The sequence below is a fragment of the Agromyces tropicus genome (assembly GCF_039531345.1).
GTDB lineage: Bacteria > Actinomycetota > Actinomycetes > Actinomycetales > Microbacteriaceae > Agromyces > Agromyces tropicus.
Window position 1 is genome coordinate 25,552 of the sequence record NZ_BAAAPW010000005.1, and the last position, 17,047, is coordinate 42,598.

At 73.9% G+C, this 17,047-nt stretch carries 16 protein-coding genes; 6 read left to right on the forward strand and 10 right to left on the reverse strand.

What is annotated here, in order from left to right; genetic code table 11:
• Positions 1 to 148 precede the first annotated feature (148 nt).
• On the forward strand, positions 149 to 772 hold the full coding sequence (locus tag ABD230_RS14405; protein WP_344375834.1) for a ClpP family protease: 624 nt from the start codon (positions 149 to 151) through the stop codon (positions 770 to 772).
• Positions 769 to 1,380, forward strand: a complete 612-nt coding sequence (locus ABD230_RS14410) for a ClpP family protease (RefSeq protein WP_344375836.1) — start codon at positions 769 to 771, stop codon at positions 1,378 to 1,380. Before ABD230_RS14405 ends, ABD230_RS14410 begins: the two co-directional genes overlap by 4 nt.
• Here the strand turns inward: ABD230_RS14410 and ABD230_RS14415 are convergent.
• Complete coding sequence (locus ABD230_RS14415; protein ID WP_344375839.1) at positions 1,377 to 1,844, reverse strand: helix-turn-helix domain-containing protein; 468 nt, start codon at positions 1,842 to 1,844, stop codon at positions 1,377 to 1,379. The genes ABD230_RS14410 and ABD230_RS14415 overlap by 4 nt on opposite strands.
• A gap of 82 nt (positions 1,845 to 1,926) precedes the next feature.
• Between ABD230_RS14415 and ABD230_RS14420 the strand changes: the two genes are divergently transcribed.
• A complete protein-coding gene (locus ABD230_RS14420; protein ID WP_344375842.1) occupies positions 1,927 to 2,445 on the forward strand; it encodes a GNAT family N-acetyltransferase in 519 nt (172 codons plus the stop codon).
• A gap of 79 nt (positions 2,446 to 2,524) precedes the next feature.
• Here the strand turns inward: ABD230_RS14420 and ABD230_RS14425 are convergent, their stop codons facing one another.
• From ABD230_RS14425 to ABD230_RS14455, 7 genes are all read right to left on the reverse strand, one after another.
• Positions 2,525 to 2,821 carry a DUF1540 domain-containing protein gene (locus tag ABD230_RS14425; RefSeq protein WP_344376885.1) on the reverse strand — a complete coding sequence of 99 codons (297 nt, stop codon included), beginning with the start codon at positions 2,819 to 2,821 and terminating at the stop codon, positions 2,525 to 2,527.
• Positions 2,822 to 2,949: 128 nt separating this feature from the next.
• Complete coding sequence (locus ABD230_RS14430) at positions 2,950 to 4,818, reverse strand: GNAT family N-acetyltransferase (RefSeq protein WP_344375844.1); 1,869 nt, start codon at positions 4,816 to 4,818, stop codon at positions 2,950 to 2,952.
• A 38-nt stretch (positions 4,819 to 4,856) separates the two neighbouring features.
• Positions 4,857 to 7,025 carry an alpha-galactosidase gene (locus tag ABD230_RS14435; protein WP_344375846.1) on the reverse strand — a complete coding sequence of 723 codons (2,169 nt, stop codon included), beginning with the start codon at positions 7,023 to 7,025 and terminating at the stop codon, positions 4,857 to 4,859.
• Between the two features lie 9 nt (positions 7,026 to 7,034).
• Positions 7,035 to 8,366: an ABC transporter substrate-binding protein gene (locus ABD230_RS14440; RefSeq protein WP_344375848.1), complete on the reverse strand. Its 1,332-nt coding sequence runs from the start codon at positions 8,364 to 8,366 to the stop codon at positions 7,035 to 7,037.
• A gap of 53 nt (positions 8,367 to 8,419) precedes the next feature.
• Positions 8,420 to 9,355: a carbohydrate ABC transporter permease gene (locus ABD230_RS14445; protein WP_344375852.1), complete on the reverse strand. Its 936-nt coding sequence runs from the start codon at positions 9,353 to 9,355 to the stop codon at positions 8,420 to 8,422.
• Positions 9,352 to 10,302, reverse strand: coding sequence for a carbohydrate ABC transporter permease (locus ABD230_RS14450; RefSeq protein ID WP_344375854.1), 951 nt, complete (start codon positions 10,300 to 10,302; stop codon positions 9,352 to 9,354). Before ABD230_RS14450 ends, ABD230_RS14445 begins: the two co-directional genes overlap by 4 nt.
• The gene (locus ABD230_RS14455; protein ID WP_425546243.1) at positions 10,299 to 12,371 is read right to left on the reverse strand and encodes a beta-galactosidase; all 2,073 of its coding nucleotides are present in this window, start codon (positions 12,369 to 12,371) and stop codon (positions 10,299 to 10,301) included. The genes ABD230_RS14450 and ABD230_RS14455 overlap by 4 nt, the downstream gene beginning before the upstream one ends.
• Positions 12,372 to 12,511: 140 nt before the next feature.
• Between ABD230_RS14455 and ABD230_RS14460 the strand changes: the two genes are divergently transcribed.
• Entirely contained in the window at positions 12,512 to 13,534 is a 1,023-nt protein-coding gene (locus ABD230_RS14460; RefSeq protein ID WP_344375856.1) for a LacI family DNA-binding transcriptional regulator, read from the forward strand.
• 18 nt (positions 13,535 to 13,552) lie between these two features.
• Here the strand turns inward: ABD230_RS14460 and ABD230_RS14465 are convergent, their stop codons facing one another.
• A complete protein-coding gene (locus tag ABD230_RS14465) occupies positions 13,553 to 14,194 on the reverse strand; it encodes an SDR family oxidoreductase (protein WP_344375859.1) in 642 nt (213 codons plus the stop codon).
• A 289-nt stretch (positions 14,195 to 14,483) separates the two neighbouring features.
• Between ABD230_RS14465 and ABD230_RS14470 the strand changes: the two genes are divergently transcribed.
• Positions 14,484 to 14,948 carry an NUDIX hydrolase gene (locus tag ABD230_RS14470; protein ID WP_344375860.1) on the forward strand — a complete coding sequence of 155 codons (465 nt, stop codon included), beginning with the start codon at positions 14,484 to 14,486 and terminating at the stop codon, positions 14,946 to 14,948.
• A 52-nt stretch (positions 14,949 to 15,000) separates the two neighbouring features.
• On the opposite strand, the gene ABD230_RS14475 is transcribed toward ABD230_RS14470, so the two are convergent.
• Positions 15,001 to 16,197, reverse strand: coding sequence for an AI-2E family transporter (locus ABD230_RS14475; RefSeq protein ID WP_344375863.1), 1,197 nt, complete (start codon positions 16,195 to 16,197; stop codon positions 15,001 to 15,003).
• A gap of 135 nt (positions 16,198 to 16,332) precedes the next feature.
• Here ABD230_RS14475 and ABD230_RS14480 point away from each other — a divergent pair, with 135 nt between their 5' ends.
• Entirely contained in the window at positions 16,333 to 17,013 is a 681-nt protein-coding gene (locus ABD230_RS14480) for a cyclase family protein (RefSeq protein WP_344375866.1), read from the forward strand.
• The last annotated feature ends 34 nt before the right edge of the window (positions 17,014 to 17,047 follow it).

Genomic DNA, 17,047 nt, shown 5'->3' on the forward strand with positions numbered 1-17,047 from the left:
ATCTAGCCGCAACCGGCTCGGGAGGCCGGGAGAACCGGCCGTCCGACCGCACGCCGCGACGGCGCTGCCGACGGCGGCACTGCCGACGGCAGCGCTGCCGTGAGCGGCATCCGCCCCGGCCGGCCGGCGACCGGCGCAGGGTTGACCCATGAGCGATCGAGAGACCCCACCCGTCCAGCCCATCGACGCCGAGCTCACGCGCCGGCTCTACCACGAACGCATCATCGTGCTCGGGGACGAGCTCGACCAGGCCGGCGGCAACCGCATCTGCGCCCAGCTCGTCGCGCTCGCCGCCGACGACGCGCGGCGCGACATCCGCTTCTGGATCAACTCGCCGGGCGGATCGGTGCCCGCCATGCTCGCCATCCACGACGTGATCCGCGCGATCCCGAACGACGTCGCCACGATCGCCGTCGGCATGGCGGCGAGCGCCGGCCAGTTCCTCCTCACCGCCGGCACGCCGGGCAAGCGGGCCGCGCTCCCCCACTCGCGCATCCTGCTGCACCAGGGCTCTGCGGGCATCGGCGGCACCGCCGTCGACATCGAGCTCCAGGCCGACGACCTCCGCCACACGCGCGACACCGTGCTCGGGCTCATCGCCCGCTACACGGGCCAGCCGGTCGAGCGCGTGCGGGAGGACTCGCTGCGCGACCGGTGGTACACGGCGGAGGCGGCCGTCGACTACGGGTTCATCGACCACGTGACCGAACGGTTCGACGAGTTGTTCCCGCTCGAGCCGCGCGCCGTCGCCGGGCTGGGGGTGCCGGCATGAGCTCCTACGCCATCCCGTACGTGGTCGAGCGGCGCGGCGGGGTCGAGCGGTCGCTCGACGTGTACAGCCGCCTGCTCTCCGAGCGCATCGTCTACCTCGGGACCGAGATCGACGACGGCGTCGCGAACGTGCTCATCGCGCAGTTCCTGCATCTCGCGTCCGATTCGAGCGACACCCCGATCAGCCTCTACGTGAACTCGCCGGGCGGGTCGCCGAGCGCGGCCCTGGCGGTCTACGACACGATGCAGCACATCCGGCCGGAGGTCGCGACGACCTGCGTCGGGCGCGCCGGCGGTCCGGCGGCGGTGCTCCTCGCGGGCGGGGCGCGCGGGCAGCGATCGATGCTGCCGCACAGCACCGTGACCCTCCACCAGCCCTCCACGCAGGGCCGGGGCACCGTGCCCGACCTGATCCTGCACGCCGACGAGGTGCTGCGCGTGCGCGCGGACCTCGAGGCCGCGCTCGCGGCCGACACCGGCCGGAGCGCGGAACAGCTGCGGGCGGACACCGATCGCGACCTCATCCTGCCTGCCGGGGCCGCCGTCGACTACGGGCTCGCCGACCACGTGCTCACGGCGCAGGTCGCCGTCGGCGCGGGCCTTCGCTAGGCGGCGAGCAGGTACGCCCGCTCCGGCGACGACGCGCCCGGCGCCGGGGCGGGCACGGCCGCGCGCTCGGACCGGGTGAGGTCGAGCACGACGTGCGCACCGGCCACGCGTCGGCCAGCGGACGCCGCCTGCGCGCGCATCGGGACCGCGGCCGGTCGCCGTGCCGCCGCCGTGTCGCGCATCCCGGACGCCGTCAGTCGCCCGGCCACCCGACCGACGACGTCGGCGAGCTCGAGCCCGAGGGCGTCCGCGACGGCGCCGAGCACTTCGGACGACGCCTCCTTGCGGCCGCGCTCGACCTCGGACAGGTACTGCGGCGAGACGCCGGCGGTGCGGGCCACCTCGGTGAGGATCCGCTCCTGTTCGCGCCGCTCGTCGCGCAGCACGTCGCCGAGCACGTGCCGCCACAGCGGCTTGGACCGGCGCGCCGAGTCCGCGCCCGGGAGGTCGATCGTCTCACCCATGGGCCGAGGCTACGCAGCGCCGTCCTTCGCCGACAGGCCGATCCGCTCACAGCAGAACCGGCGTCGCGGTAGCGTCTGGGTCATGCCCGAGCCGATCATCCGACCCGCCCGCATCGCCGATGCGCCGGGCATCGCCGACGTCCACTGGCGGAGCCACCAGACGACGTACGTCGAGCCGGGCCGGGTCGACCGCGAGCTCGTGGAGGCGTGGTCGATGCGGGAGCGGATCCAGGGATGGGTGACGTACGCCGCGATCTCCGAGGGCGTGCTGCCGCCGCCCGACGGCTTCCACGCGGTGCGACTCGCCGTCGCCGTCGACGGCGACCGCGTCGTCGGCTGGGCGGTCACCAGCGCAGGGCGCGACGAGGACGGCCCGCGCGACCTCGAGCTGGAGGGCCTCTACGTGCTCGACGAGTTCCACGGCCGCGGCGTCGGCCAGGCGCTCGTCGACGCGGCGATCGGCGACCGACCCGCGTACCTGTGGGTGCTGGACGACAATCCGCGCGCCCAGGCGTTCTACCGCAGGAACGGCTTCGCGTTCGACGGCGCGGAGAAGTGGGACGACCGCTGGCAGGTCCGCGAGCTGCGGATGACCCGCTGAGCGGCGGGATCCGCGACGAGCCGCGACGGGGACGCCGCGCGCCGATCGGCGGCCCGTCCGGGCCGCGGCGCCCCGCGGGTCAGGCGGTGGCGTACGTCAGGCAGTCGGCGTCGTCGGCACCCGGCCCGATGCGCACGGCCTCGGCGTGGCACTCGAGCGCATCGTTGTGGATGCACTCCGACCGCTGGCAGGCGCCGACGTGCGTGACGACCTTGTCGAGCCCGCCCTTGGTGCCGAGCGGGATGAAGGTCGCGCACTCGGCGTCGCCGACCGCGCCCGCGATGGTGACCGCGGCGGCATGGCAGTGGGAGTGGTCGTTGTAGGAACACCCGGACACCGAGCACTCGGTGACGGCGGGCAGTTCGTCGAGGGTCATGCTCACGGCGACCTCCAGATGCGGCTCCGACCGGCAGGTGCGGGCGATGCTACTCCCGAGCCCCCGCGACGGCCACCCCCGTGGGGCGTGTCCGTCGATCCTCGGAGCCCCGGTTCGACCGCGCGGGGTCAGAGCAGCCAGGGGTCGATGCCGGGGTCGTCGCCGCGCGGAGGGTCGGCCAGCGCCGGGGGCGGCGGCGTCCGTCGACGCACGCGTCCGGCCATCCACCCGCGCACGAGGCCCGACGCGCCCGTGGCGCCCGCCCCCAGTCGGACGAACTCGCGCGCGGACGGGCCGGTCGGGAGGTCCTTCGGCAGCGAGGCCGAGGCGACGATCCAGCCCGGCATGCCGAGCAGGTCGAGCACTCGGGCCAACCGCTCCGACTCGAAGACGCTGTCGGAGTCGAGCTCCTCCTCGAGCACCTCCTCCAGTTCCTCCGCCGAGTCCGGGCGGCCCGCCGCCCGGGCGAACGCCGCCGCGTGCTCGGTGCCGAACGGCTCGTCGAGCACCTCCTCGTCGGCGCCCGGCTCGCGCGACGGGTCGCTCGAGTAGCGGCCGAGCTCGTCGTCGCCCTCCCATGCCCCGATCACGAGCTGGCGATCCAGGCGCACCCGGAGCGCGAACGTCGGCGCGGACAGCCGCGCGGCGAGCGCGGCCGCCGTCTCGAGCGCGCCGCGACGGCCGGAGGCGATCGCGCCGTCGCCGGGCACCGCGATCGCGACCACCCAGCCGTCGGCGGGCGGGGCGAGCCATCCCGTGTACGCGAGGTCGCCGAGCGCGGCCTGCACGGCGTCGCGCGATGCCGCCGACGCACGCACGAGCAGCGCCGCGTAGGTGTCGCCGCCCGGCTCGTCGGACTCGGCCGGCACGCCGGGCACGGGAAGGGCCATGACCCGATCATCCCGCAGCGCGGGCCGTCGCGACAGTCGCGGCCGCCCGATCAGACCTCCAGCACGTGGCTGGTGTGCCCGTGGGCGACGACGTACCCGGCGTGCTTGTAGAGCGGCAGCGCGCCCGACGGGTTCTCGGCGTCGACGTCGAGCACCGAGCGCCCGAGCCCGGCCGCCGCGGCGGCGGCGAGGTGCCGCGCGAGCAGGGCGCGGGCGAGCCCGCGCCCTGCTCGCCTCGGGCACGACGCCGACGAGGCGCACGTAGGTCGACGTGAACCCCTGCCCCGCCCAGTCGCCCTCGTTGCGGAGCGCGGCGACGAGGCCGACGACGCGCTCGGCGCCCGAGCCGTCCGCCGCGACGGCGACGACGCCGAGGTCGGCGGCGAAGTCGTGCCCGGTCGTCATCGATGCCCAGGTCGCCCGGTCGACGGACTGGCTGCCCCAGTGCTCGGCGAAGCTCGCGTTCCGCGCCAGGCGCGCCGACTCCGACCGCGCGTCCGACCACGTCTCGAGCCGGACCCCCTCGGGCGCGGGCACGTCGGCGACGGGCGCGGCCAGGTCGCGCTCGAGCGCGGAGAAGTGGCGGGCGACCCGGAACCCGGCGTGCGCCAGCAGCGACGCGGCATCCGTCACGCCGTCCTCGAGGAACGAGATGATCCAGCCGGGCAGCCGTTCGCCGGTCGCCGCGAGCTGCTCGCGCGCGCGGGCGACCTGCCAGCCGAGCAGCGCGCGACCGATCCCCACGCCGCGGGCATCGGGGTGCACGGCGCCGAGCACGATCGAGCGGACGAGGGTCTCGTGGCCGGGCGGCGCGATCGCCGACCCGTGGGCGAGGATCGTGCCGGCGCCGTCGAGGCCGATCAGGGTGTCCCGGGCGGGATCGACGTGCGGCAGCTCGAACACGCCCTCCAGCTCGTCGCGACTCTCGGTCCAGTGCGGATGGTCGGCACGCGCCACGTCGGCGTGGAAGCCGAGCAGCGCGTCGACGTCGCCCGCCGCGACCGGCCGCCACACGGCGACGTCCGGATGCATCGGCGCGCTCGGCGGGTCGATCGGCCCGAGCCGCTCGGCCAGGGTCGGCATCGGGGCGGCGGCGTCGTCGGGCATGGCCCGATCGTGCCACGGATGCGACCGGCGCGGGTGGGCTACGCCGGTTCGGGCCCCGCGGCGACCAGTTCGAGCACGAGCGCCTGCTCGGGCGCGAGCAGCGGCATCGGCAGCCCGACCTCGCCGAGCAGGCGCCCGGGCAGCCGCACCTCGCCCGCGGCGAACCACGGCGGCGCCGCGTCCTGCACCGTCCGGACGGGGCCGAGGTCGATGCGGCGCACCGCGTACTCGAGGTCCGGGTCGAGCCCGGGCATCCGCACGGCCGGCGGCAGCGCCGCGACCGGCGAGCCCAGCACCGCGACCGACACGACCGCGTGGCGCCGGTCGGGCGCGACGACGCCCTGCACCACCTGGGCGGCGTCCGCGGCATCCACCCGGACGACCCGGCCGCCGTGGAGCAGGCCGCGGAGTCGCCGGTACGCCGCGGTCCACGCGGCCACCGCGTCGAGGTCCGCCTCGCTCGCGGTCGCGAGGTTCCACTCGATGCCGGCGCTGCCGAACAGCGCCGTCGCCAGGCGGAACGAGAGGTCCGAGGTGCGCCCGGTCGTGTGCGCGCGGGCGGCGCCGAGGTGCGAGCCGAGGTACTCGGGCGGGACGACGAGGCCCGTGAAGCGCTGGATCCCCTGGCGCTCGAACGGGTCGTTCGTGTCGCTCGTCCAGACCCGGTCCGTGCGCTCGAGGATGCCGAGGTCGATGCGCCCGCCCCCGGACGCGCACGACTCGATCTCGACGCCGGGGTGCGCAGCCCGGAGCCGGTCGATCAGGCCGTAGAGCGCAGTGGTCTGCGCATGCGCTGAGCCGCCGAGCAGGTCGCGGTTGTGGTCCCACTTGAGGAAGCGGATGTCGTATGAAGCGAGCAGCGCGTCGAGTGCCGCGAACACGTGGTCCGCCGCGCCGGGGGCGGTGAGGTCGAGCACGCGCTGCCGGCGCCACTCCGGGTCGTCGCCCCGACCGAGCACCCAGTCCGGATGCGTGCGGGCGAGCTCCGAGTCGGCGCTGACCATCTCCGGCTCGACCCAGAGCCCGAACTCCATGCCGGCGGACGTGATGCGATCGATGAGCGGACCCAGGCCATCGGGCCAGACCGTGGGGTCGACCGTCCAGTCGCCGAGCGCGCGCCGGTCGTCCCGGCGGCCGAGGAACCAGCCGTCGTCGAGCACGAACCGCTCGACCCCGACCCGGCGGGCCGCGGCGATGAGGGGCTCCAGCCGTTCGAGGGACTGGTCGAAGTAGACGGCCTCCCAGGTGTTCAGGGTGACCGGTCGCGGCCGCCCGGCGATCGTCGACCACGAGCGGATCCACGGGTGCAGCCGGTCGGAGACGCCGTCGAGCCCGGACGCGGAGTGCACGGCGACGACCCACGGCGAGGCGGCCTCCTCGCCCGAACCGAGCACGAGCTCCCCCGGCGCGAGCAGCTCGCCGCCGCCCAGCGTCGCCGGGCCGAGCGCGCTGCGCTCCGCCCAGGCCTCGGTGTCACCCGACCACGCGACGTGCATCGCCCACGTCTCGCCGTGGCCGAACCCGAAGCCCGGCGTGCCGGCCACCAACAGGAACGCGTCGTCGTGCCCGCCGCGACCGTGCCGCGACTCGCGGGCGTGGACGCCGTGGTCGAGCGTGCGCCGCATCGGGCGCCGCTCGCGCGCCCAGAGTCCGCTGAAGTCGAGCAGCTCGCTCGCGCGGGCCGGAACCGGCAGCACGGCCGCGAGCCGGGCGACGGCGAGCGGGCCGTCGCCGCGGTTCGCGACCCGATGCCGGACGCGCAGCACGCCCTCGCGCGTGAGCTCGAGCCGCGTCGCGACGGCCACCCGGGCCTCGTCGTCGACGACCTCGAAGGCGAGCGCGTCGCCCGCGGCATCCGCCGTCGCGGCCCGATCGGCGGCCCGCTCGACCGAGTCCGGCACCAGGCGGAACCGCGGTGCGCGCAGCGCGGCGGCGGCGCGCGCTCCGTCGGCGCCACCGGGATCGCGGGCGAACTGCACGCCGGGGCGCCCGGACCAGCCCTCGCCGAGCCCGGGGAGGAGGCTCAGCCGCAGGGGCACGTCGATCGAGGAGGGCGGCACGGCCGGCACGGCGGCGGTCACGAGGGCGTCGAGGGCGCGGGCGTCGAGCTCACCGAGGTCGCTCCCCCAGTGCAGCACGGCGGGCACGCCCGTGCCGCGGACGTCGACGACGATGCTGACGCCCGCGGCACGGAGGTGATGGATCACGGCGCGAGGTTACTCCGCGACCGGGATGGACTGGGCCTTCATGGTGTCGATCGTCGCCTGCTGGCCCTTCTCGAGCGCCTGCCCGAGGGTGCTGCTGCCCGATGCGGCGGCCTTGAAGCCGTCGGACACGTCGGCGTACGTCTGCGTCATCGTCGGGCCCCAGACGAAGTCGGGGCTGACCTGCGCCGCCGCCTCGGCGAAGACGTCGTAGATCGGCTGGCCGCCGTAGAACTCGACGCCCTCGGTGAGGGTCGGCAGCTCGAGCCCCGCCTTCGTGGCCGGGTAGATCGCCGCCTTCTGGTTCAGGATGGTCAGCGACTCCTCCGACGTGTTCAGCCACAGCGCGAACTTCGCGGCCTCGTAGAGGTGGTCGGTGCCCTTGAAGACCGCGATCGACGAGCCGCCCCAGTTCCCGGCGGCGGCGTCGCCCGCGCTCCACTGCGGCGCGAGCGCGACCGACCAGTTCCCCGCGGTGTCGGGCGCACCCGACGCGATCGAGTTCGCGCCCCACACGGCCGAGTTCCAGGTCCAGACCTCGCCCGAGTTGTAGGCGTTGTTCCACTCGTCGGTCCACGCGGGGTACGTCGAGACGAGGTCGTCGTCGATGAGGCCCTGCCAGTAGTCGGCGACCGTCATCGACTCGTCGCTCGTGAGCTCCACCGTCCACGCGTCGCCGTCGTTGGCGAACCACTCGCCGCCGGCCTGCCAGACGAAGCCGGCGAACTGGTTGATGTCGGTCTGCGAGAAGTTGGTGATGTAGCCCCCCTGCTCGCGGATCTTCACCGCGGCGTCGCGGTACTCGTCCCAGGTGGTGGGCACGTCGATGCCGGCCTGCTCGAACAGGTCGCTGCGGTAGAACAGCGCCATCGGGCCCTGGTCCTGCGGGATGCCGTAGACTTGGTCGTCGGTGCCGAGGGTGACCTGGCCCCAGGTCCAGTCGAGGAAGTCGTCCGACGCCGACATGACGTCCTCGCACGCGGCGAGGTCCTCGAGGCCGTCCTGCACGCGGAAGTTCGGCAGCGCGTCGTACTCGATCTGGCCCAGGTCGGGCGCGTTGCCCGCCGCGAGCTGGTTGAAGAAGTTCTGGTACGTGCCCGAGTTGCCGTTCGGGCCGGTCTGCACCTCGACCTGGATGTCGGGGTTCTCGTCGTTCCAGGCGGCGACGGCGTCCTCGATGCCGGGGATCCAGCTGGTGAAGGTGAGGGTGACGTCCTCGCCGGCCGGCTCGCACGAGCCCGAGGCCGTGCCATCCGAGCCGGAGTCGCCCGCGGCGCAGCCGGTGAGGGCGAGCGCGGCGGAGGTGAGCAGGGCTGCGGTGACCGCTCGTTTCGTGTGTCGCATGGGTTTCCTTCTCTCGGTGGGGTTGGACCGTCCGGATGCCGCCGGGCGGGGGCCTACTTCAGTGCGCCGGTGCCGAGGCCCGTGCGCCAGTACCGCTGAAGCAGGAGGAACGTGATGATCAGGGGGATGATCGACAGCAGCGAGCCGACGAGCACGAACGTGCGCAGCTCGGGGAACTGGTTGATCGTGGAGTTCCAGGCGTAGAGCCCGAACGTGACCGGGAACAGCTCCTCGCTGCGGAGCATGATCAGCGGCAGGAAGAAGTTGTTCCAGATGGTCACGAACTGGAACAGGAACACCGTGATCATCGCGGGGAACATCAGCCGCATCGACACGGTGAAGAACGTGCGCAGTTCGCCGGCGCCGTCGAGGCGACTCGCCTCGAGCAGCTCCTCGGGCACCGAGGCCTCGGCGAAGACGCGCGACAGGTACACGCCGAACGGACTCACCACGCTCGGCAGGAAGACCGCCCAGAACGTGTCGGTCAGCTGCACGCGGCTGAACAGCAGGAACAGCGGCAGCGCGAGCGCGGTCGCCGGCACGAGCACGCCGCCGAGCACGACGTTGAAGATCGTCTCGCGGCCCGGGAAGCGGTACTTCGCGAGCGCGTACCCGCACATCGCGGCCAGGACCGTCGCGACGACGGCGCCGAGGCCGGCGTAGAGCAGGCTGTTCAGGATCCACCGGAGGTAGACGCCGTCGCGGTACGCGAAGAGCGCCGCGATGTTGTCGAACAGGTTGAAGTCGGAGAACCAGAGCGGGTTCGTCGTGAAGATCTGCCCGCGCTCCTTCGTGGAGGCCACGAGCAGCCACCAGATCGGCACGAGGAAGTACAGCGTGAAGACCGCCATGACGAGCATCGCGCCGGTGCGGGACAGCAGGCTCTCGCGCGGGCCGCGTGCGGCGGGCGCGCCGCCGGAGCGGCCGAGGCGCCGCGGGTTCACGGCCGGGGAGGCGGTGGTCGCGTCGGGTCCGATCGCGGTGCTCATGCGTCGGCCCCCTTCCTGCGGGTGAAGCGGAGGAACGTGAACGAGAGGACGAACGTCGCCAGCGCCAGCACGACCGAGAACGCGGCCGCGAGCGACACGTTCGGGATCGAGCTCGTGGCGTAGATCGTCATGTTCGGCGTGTACGTGCTGGTCACGGCCGAGCTGAAGGAGCGGAACGTCTGCGGCTCCGCCAGGAGCTGCAGCGTGCCGATGATCGAGAGCACGGCGGTGAGCACGAGCGCGGGCCGGACGAGCGGGATCTTGATGGACCAGGCGATGCGGCCCTGCCCGGCGCCGTCGATGCGGGCCGCCTCGTAGATCTCCTGCGGGATCGCGAGGAGGGTCGAGTAGATGATCAGCATGTTGTAGCCGACGAACACCCACGTGACGACGTTCGCGATCGCCCACAGCACGAAGTCGGCGGAGAGCAGGTCGACGCGGCTGGTCAGCGCCTCGAACGGCGAGAGGTTCGGCGAGTAGAGGAAGCCCCACATGATCGCGGCGATGACGCCCGGGACCGCGTACGGCGCGAAGAACGCGAGCCGGAAGAACTTCTTGCCCTTCACGAGCGGCGAGTCCAGGAGGAGGGCGAACAGGAGCGCCAGTCCCAGCATCACCGGCACCTGCACGATGCCGAAGAGGAGCACCCGGCCGACCGAGGTCCAGAAGGCCTCGTTCTGGAACACGAGCACGTACTGGCTGAGCCCGCCGAAGACCTCACGGGCCTCGCCGAACGTGCCCTCGCGCTCGATGACGAGCAGCGACTGCCAGACGGCGACGCCGATGGGCACGAGGTAGAAGAGCGTGAACATGACGGCGAAGGGCGCGACGAACGCGACGATCGCCCAGGGATGCTGGACGCGACGACGACGCGCCGTCGGGGGCCGTCCGGTCGCGTCGCGCGCGGCGGCGCGCGCGACGGCCGGGGTGGATGCGGGTGCGGTCATGCCGCTCCCTCCTCTCTGATCACGCGGACCGTGCCCGCGGGGACGGCGAGGGCGCCGTCGACCGCGATCCCGGTCACGAGTTCGGTGCCGCGCGCGTCGACGTCGACGTCGGCGGACCCGTGGTTGACGACGAACCGGTAGCGACGCCCGTCGCTCCCGGCCCGCCGGGTGATCTCGACGTCGGCCGAGGCGCCCGGTTCGGATGCCGCGCCCGCGCCGGTCAGCACGCGGCCGACGAGGTCGCGCAGGTCGTCGCGCTCGAGGAGCGTGGCGAGGTACCACGCGTCGCCGGCGCCGTCGGTGCCGGTGCGCCGCGTCACGGCGGGCATGCCGGCGGCGGGGCCGTCGGCGAACCGGTCGAGCACGTCGGCATCCGTCGCCTCGAGCCGCTCGGCCCAGACGGCGGCCGCCGCGCCGGATTCGAGTGCGAGCCCCGTGCCCGCCAGCACCGGCGCGAACTCCTCGACGCGGATGCCGAGCAGGTCTCGCCAGGCGCCGGGATATCCGCCCGGGCGCACGCGATCGTGCTCGTCGACGATGCCGCTGGAGAAGGTCACGAGCACGTGGGTGCCGGATGCCGCGGCGGCGTCGAGTGCGGCGGCCTCGGCGTCGCGGACCAGGTGGAGTCCGGGCACGACGACGAGCCGGTAGCCGGAGAGGTCGGCGCCGGGGCGGACGACGTCGACGGTCGCGCCGAGGTCGTGGAGGGCGCCGTAGAGCGCGTGCACCTGGTCGAGGTAGGCGATCTCGTGGGTCGGCCGGTTCTCGCCGTCGGCCGCCCACCACGACTCCCACGAGAAGAGCAGGGCGACGTCGGCCCGGACGCGCGTGCCGGCGACCTCGCCGAGGACGCCGACGACCCGGCCGAGCTCGGCGACCTCGCGCCAGAGCGCGCTGTCGGTGCCCGCGTGCGGGATGAGCGCGGAGTGGAACTTCTCGGAGCCCTGGAGCGACGCGCGCCACTGGAAGAAGCACACGCCGTCGGCGCCGCGGGCGACGTGCGCGAGCGAGTTGCGCAGCAGCTGGCCGGGCTCCTTGGCGAGGTTGACGGGCTGCCAGTTGACCGCTCCGGTCGAGTGCTCCATGAGCAGCCAGGGCTCGCCGCCCGCGAGGCCGCGGGTGAGGTCGGCGGCGAAGGCGAGCTCGGTGCGCGGCTCCCCGAGGCGGTGGTCGAGGTAGTGGTCGTTCGCGACGACGTCGACGTCGGGCGCCCAGGTCCAGTAGTCGAGGTCGCGGATGTGGGCGGTGACCATGAAGTTCGTCGTGATCGGTGCGGCGCTGTGCCGGCGGATCACCTCGGCCTCGGCGCGGTAGTACCCGAGGAGCTCGTCGGAGGAGAACCGGTGGAAGTCGAGCACCTGCCCGGGGTTGCGGGTCGAGATCGTCAGGCGCGGGGTGAGGATCTCGTCCCAGTCGGTGTAGCGCTGGCTCCAGAAGCTCGTGCCCCAGGCGCGGTTCAGTTCGTCGATCGTGCCGTGGCGCTCGCGCAGCCAGCGACGGAACGCGCGCGTGCTCTCGTCGCAGTGGCATTGGGCGTTGTGGCAGCCGAGCTCGTTGGAGACGTGCCAGAGGGCGACGGCGGGGTGATCGGCGTACCTGGCGGCGACGGCCTCGACGAGGGCGAGGGCGTGCTGCCGGAAGACCGGCGAGCTCGGGCACCAGGCCTGGCGGCCGCCCGGGTAGCGGGTGGTGCCGTCGGCCATCACGGGCAGGATCTCGGGATGCCGCGCGGTGAGCCACGGCGGCGGCGAGGCCGTCGCCGTGCCGAGGTTGACGCGGATGCCGGCGCCGTGGAGGAGTTCGACGACCTCGTCGAGCGCGCTGAAGTCGAATGCGCCGTCGGGGGCCTGCAGGGACGACCAGCCGAAGACGTTGATCGCGACGAGGTCGACCCCGACCTCGCGCATGAGCGCGACGTCCTCGCGCCAGACCGACGGATCCCACTGCTCGGGGTTGTAGTCGCAGCCGAACGCGATGCCCGGGTGGGCGAAGCGCGGCCGGTCCGTCGCGGCGACCGGGCGATCGAGCTCGGTCGGGCTCGAGGCGAGGGTCGAGACGGGCTGGTCCACGATGCTCCCGGGATCGTCGTTGATTCTGTGAACGTGCACAGTTCGCGCCGAGCGGGACCTCGGTGCGATTTCTGTGAACGTACACAGAATGGCACCGCGCCTCCGCGCTGTCAACCCCGGACGGCGATACAGTGAGTCGCATGACCTCCCGGACGACCCGGCCGAAGCGCGCGACCGTGCACGACGTCGCGGTCGAAGCGGGCGTCTCGCGGGGTACCGTCAGCCGCTACGTCAACGGCGAGCGCTACGTCTCCGCCGCCGCCCGCGAGGCGATCGAGCTCGCCATCGCCAAGGTCGGCTACGTCCCGAACACCGCCGCGCGCAACCTCGTCATGCAGCGCACCCAGGCGGTCGGCTTCATCGTGCACGAGCCGCACTCGCTGTTCGTCGAGGACCCGAACATCGGCGAGATCCTGCTCGGCGCCAACTCGCGGCTCTCCGAGGCCGACCACCAGATGGCGGTGCTCATCGTCGACACCGAGCGCGACACCGAGCGCGTCGCGCGGTACCTCTCGGGCGGGCTCGTCGACGGCGTCATCATCGTGTCCGCGCGGGTCGACGATCCGATCACGCGAGTGGTCGAGCGGCTCCAGCTGCCGGCGGCCTACGTCGGCCATCCGCCGGGCGCCGCCGGGTCCGCCTCGTTCGTCGTGATCGACAACGTCGGCGCGGCGCGATCGATCACCGGCAGGCTGCTCGAGACCGGACGGCGGCGCATCGGCATGGTCGCCGCGGCGCTCGACCGCGACTCCGGCACCGACCGGCTCGCGGGCTTCCGCGAGGCGCTGGGCGACCGGTTCGACGAGACGCTCGTCGAACCGGTCCCGCTGTACTCCTACTCGGCCGGCCGCGACGGCATGCGGCGGCTGCTCGACCGCGCGCCCGACCTCGACGGGGTCTTCGCGGCGTCGGACGCCGTGGCGGCGGGCGCGATCGAGGCGCTCAAGGAGTCCGGACGGCGCGTGCCCGACGACGTCGGCGTCGTCGGCTTCGACGACAGCGCCTGGGCGCAGCGCACGACCCCCGCCCTCTCGACCGTCCGGCAGCCGGCCGCCGGGCTGGGCGCCGAGGCGGCGCGACTCGTGCTCTCGCGCCTCCGCGGCGACGACACCCCGGCCGAGGTGCGGCTCGACTGCGACATCGTGTGGCGCGGGTCCGCCTGACCCGCCCCACGGCCGCGGTCAGCGCAGGGCGTCGGCGATGGGCGTCTCGCCGCGGTTGAAGCGGATGGTCCGCCCCACCGTCGCGGGCTCGGCCAACGTCGCGGCGACGGTGGCCGCGACATCCGCCCGGTCGACGTCGGCGCTGTCCTCGGCGGTCGTGTCGATGCGGCCGGCGCCCGGGCCGTCGGAGAGCGTCGACGGGCCGAGGATCGTGTACTCGAGGCCCGAGGCCCGCAGGTGCTCGTCGGCGGCCGCCTTCGCGTCGGCGTAGTGCCGGAACGCGCTGTCGGCGGGCACTCGGTGGTCCACACGCGAGCCGAAGTACGAGACCATCACGTAACGGCGGACGCCCGCGCGGTCCGCGGCGTCCATCGACCGCACCGCGGCATCGTGGTCCACGGCCCGCGTGCGGGCCGGATCGCCGCCGCCCGCCCCGGCCGACCACACGACCGCGTCGTGCCCGGCGATCAGGTCGACGAGCCCGTCGACGTCGAGCTGCTCGACATCCGCCACGACCGGCGCGGCGCCCGTCGCCGCGACGTCGTCGGCGTGCTCCGCGTTCCGGATGACCGCGTCGACCTCGTCGCCGCGCTCGGCCAGGATCCGCTCGAGCTGCAGGGCGACCCGCCCGTGCCCTCCGATGACCAGCACCTTCGCCATGAGCAGCCTCCCCCGCCGTCCGTGCCCCCAACGCTACCGACGGATGCCGCCCCGGCACCACCGTCGGGACGGCCGCCCGCTCGGCAGGACCAGTGGTCCGCGAACGCTGGCGTCGGCCGCCGTCCGGCGGGCAGAATGGGCCCACGAACACGCGGAGGTGTGCATGTCGGTCGAGACGGTGCTCTGGGGAGCGATCTTCGGGATCATGGCGATCGGCGGGGTCGGCCTCGCGGCGAGCCTCTGGGTCTTCGCGAGGGGCCCGAGGGACTGACGCGGCCGGCGTCGATCGATGCCGGTGACGAGCGCCGGCGTGCTGCTCTACCGCCGCACGCCGGGCCTCGAAGTGTACGTCGCCCACATGGGCGGGCCGTACTGGGCGGGCCGCACCGAGCACGCGTGGTCCATGCCGAAGGGCCTCATCGAGCCCGGTGAGCAGCCCCGCGCGGCGGCGTTCCGCGAGTTCGCCGAGGAGATCGGCGCACCGGTTCCCGTGGCACCACCCGACGCGATCGACCTCGGCACCGTGCGCGCCTCGTCGAGCAAGGTGCTGCACGTGTTCGTCGCCGAGGCCGCGGACTGGGAGCCGGACTTCCGGCCGGGCACGTTCGAACTCGAGTGGCCGCCGCGATCGGGCCGGACGGCCGTGTTCCCCGAGGTCGACGAGGCGCGCTGGGTGCCGGTGGATGAGGCCAGGACGCTGCTCGTGAAGGGGCAGGTCGCCGCGCTCGACCGCCTCGAGCGGCACCTGGCCTGACGGCGACCGGGCGCGCCGGCGACCGGACGCCCGAGCGACCCGGACGCGCGGGTCAGGCGACCGTCACGTCGCCTGCGTCGCCCGATCCGTCCCGACGTCGCCGGAGGTGGAACTCGCGCCGCTCGTCGATCGACGGGTCCGGGGCGTCCCACACCTTGACGATCGCCCAGCCGACGGCGGTCAGTGGGACGGCGAGCACGGCGCCGGCGATGCCGCCGAGGATCGTGCCGGCGGTCAGGGCGATGAGCACGACGAGCGGGTGCAGCTTCAGCGACTGCGCCATGACCACGGGCTGCAGCAGGTCGCCCTCGAGCTGGTTCACGGCGATCACGATCGCAACGACGATCAGGGCCACGATCGGCCCGTTGGCGACGAGGGCGACGAGCGCCGCCAGGATGCCGGCGACCGTCGCGCCCACGAGCGGGATGAACGCCGTCAGGAACACGATGACGGCCAGCGGCAGCGCGAGCGGCACCTGCAGGATCGCGAGGCCGATGCCGATGGCGACCGCGTCCACGAGGGCCACGATCGCCGTGCCCCGCACGTACCCGCCGAGCACCTTCACGCTCGTCTCGCCCACGCGGCGTCCGCGCTCGAGCCGGTCGCCGGCGAACGGACGGAGGAAGAACGCCCAGATCCGGTCGCCGTCCTTGAGGAAGAAGAACAGCACGACGAGCATGAGCACCAACCCGGTGAAGAACTCCGTCGCCTGCGACACGCCGGTGAGGGCGCTCTGGCCGAACTCGGCGCTCGTGACGAAGTCGAGGATGCCGTCGCGCCAGGCGTCGAGCTGCTCCTGGTCGATCGGGATGGGCAGCGTCCGCACCCAGCCGAGCAGGTCGTCGAAGCCGTCGGTGGCCGACGTCGCGAGGTCGTCCCACTGCGAGCGGACCGCGAACACGATCGCCGTCACGATGCCGCCGAGCACGACGATGCCGCCGAGGAGCGCGACCCACGCCGCGAGGATCGGCGGCATCCCGCGCCGGAGCCATGCGATCAGCGGGCTGGCCGCCGCGGCGAGGATCAGCGCGATGAGCACGGGGATGACGATGAGCGTGACGCGTGTGAGCGCCCAGACGGCGAGCGCTCCGAGCGTCACCACCATGAGCACCTGCAGGCTGCGGATGGACCAGCGGCCGAGCCGGTCGTTCCAGATCGGCCCGCCCGTGCTCTCACGGGTGGGGGATCCCTCCCCCTCGGCGGGCCGGGTGCGGGCGGGATCCGGGGCGCTGCGGCGGCGGAAGACCATGGCTCGACCCTAGGCGCGGCCCGCCCGCGCGCACAGGCCTTGACCCGGTGCGTCCGCGAGCCGAGCGTTGACCGCCGGCGCCGCGGGCGCCTAGCGTGACCGCGGAGGCACGATCATCTCGAGGGGAGCCGGCCGATGGATGCCGCGACATCCCGTGCCACGGGCGGCGTGCGCGACCTCAGCCGACCGATCGCGGACGGCATGGCCGTGTACCCCGGCGATCCGCCCGTGCACCTCGCGCCGGCGTTGGAGCTCGAGCGGGACGGCGCGGCGGTCACCGCGCTGGAGCTCGGCTCGCACACCGGCACGCATGTCGACGCACCGGCCCATGTCGTCGCGGGTGGGCGCACGATGGCGCAGGTCGCACTCGACGAGCTCGTCGGCGACGCGCTCGTGTGCCACCTCGCCGGCCTGGCCGACGGCGCGACGTACGGGCTGGGCGAGCTCGCGGCATCCGTGGCCGGCGGTGTGCTGCCCGCCGTCGTGCCGCCCGTCGTGGTGGTCGACACCGGGTGGTGGCGGTGGTTCGGCACGGAGCGCGCGCTGCGGCATCCGTCCCTCTCCCCCGAGGCCGCGCGGGCGCTGGTCGACCGCGGCATGCACGTGCTCGCCGTCGACACGCTGAGCCCCGACCCGACGGATGCCGCGGGCACGCCCGGCATCCCGGTGCACCGGATCGTGCTCGGTGCCGACCGTCTCATCGTCGAGAACCTCACCGACCTCGACGGCCTGCCCGAACGCGTCCGGATCGGCTGCTTCCCGCTCCGCCTCGACGGCGACGGCGCGCCCGCCCGCGTGGTCGCCTTTCCGGGCTGAACGGACTCCCCCGTTCCGACCCCCGCCCTCCGAC

Bases quoted from the DNA above. Each gene is read 5' to 3' on its own strand.
- ABD230_RS14425 (WP_344376885.1), bottom strand. From the start codon at position 2,821: ATGACCCTCGACGAACTGCCCGCCGTCACCGAGTGCTCGGTGTCCGGG.
- ABD230_RS14450 (WP_344375854.1), bottom strand. From the start codon at position 10,302: ATGACCGCACCCGCATCCACCCCGGCCGTCGCGCGCGCCGCCGCGCGC.
- ABD230_RS14460 (WP_344375856.1), top strand. From the start codon at position 12,512: ATGACCTCCCGGACGACCCGGCCGAAGCGCGCGACCGTGCACGACGTC.
- ABD230_RS14415 (WP_344375839.1), bottom strand. From the start codon at position 1,844: ATGGGTGAGACGATCGACCTCCCGGGCGCGGACTCGGCGCGCCGGTCC.
- ABD230_RS14475 (WP_344375863.1), bottom strand. From the start codon at position 16,197: ATGGTCTTCCGCCGCCGCAGCGCCCCGGATCCCGCCCGCACCCGGCCC.
- ABD230_RS14420 (WP_344375842.1), top strand. From the start codon at position 1,927: ATGCCCGAGCCGATCATCCGACCCGCCCGCATCGCCGATGCGCCGGGC.
- ABD230_RS14480 (WP_344375866.1), top strand. From the start codon at position 16,333: ATGGATGCCGCGACATCCCGTGCCACGGGCGGCGTGCGCGACCTCAGC.
- ABD230_RS14440 (WP_344375848.1), bottom strand. From the start codon at position 8,366: ATGCGACACACGAAACGAGCGGTCACCGCAGCCCTGCTCACCTCCGCC.
- ABD230_RS14430 (WP_344375844.1), bottom strand. From the start codon at position 4,818: ATGCCCGACGACGCCGCCGCCCCGATGCCGACCCTGGCCGAGCGGCTC.
- ABD230_RS14410 (WP_344375836.1), top strand. From the start codon at position 769: ATGAGCTCCTACGCCATCCCGTACGTGGTCGAGCGGCGCGGCGGGGTC.
- ABD230_RS14470 (WP_344375860.1), top strand. From the start codon at position 14,484: ATGCCGGTGACGAGCGCCGGCGTGCTGCTCTACCGCCGCACGCCGGGC.
- ABD230_RS14465 (WP_344375859.1), bottom strand. From the start codon at position 14,194: ATGGCGAAGGTGCTGGTCATCGGAGGGCACGGGCGGGTCGCCCTGCAG.
- ABD230_RS14445 (WP_344375852.1), bottom strand. From the start codon at position 9,355: ATGAGCACCGCGATCGGACCCGACGCGACCACCGCCTCCCCGGCCGTG.
- ABD230_RS14405 (WP_344375834.1), top strand. From the start codon at position 149: ATGAGCGATCGAGAGACCCCACCCGTCCAGCCCATCGACGCCGAGCTC.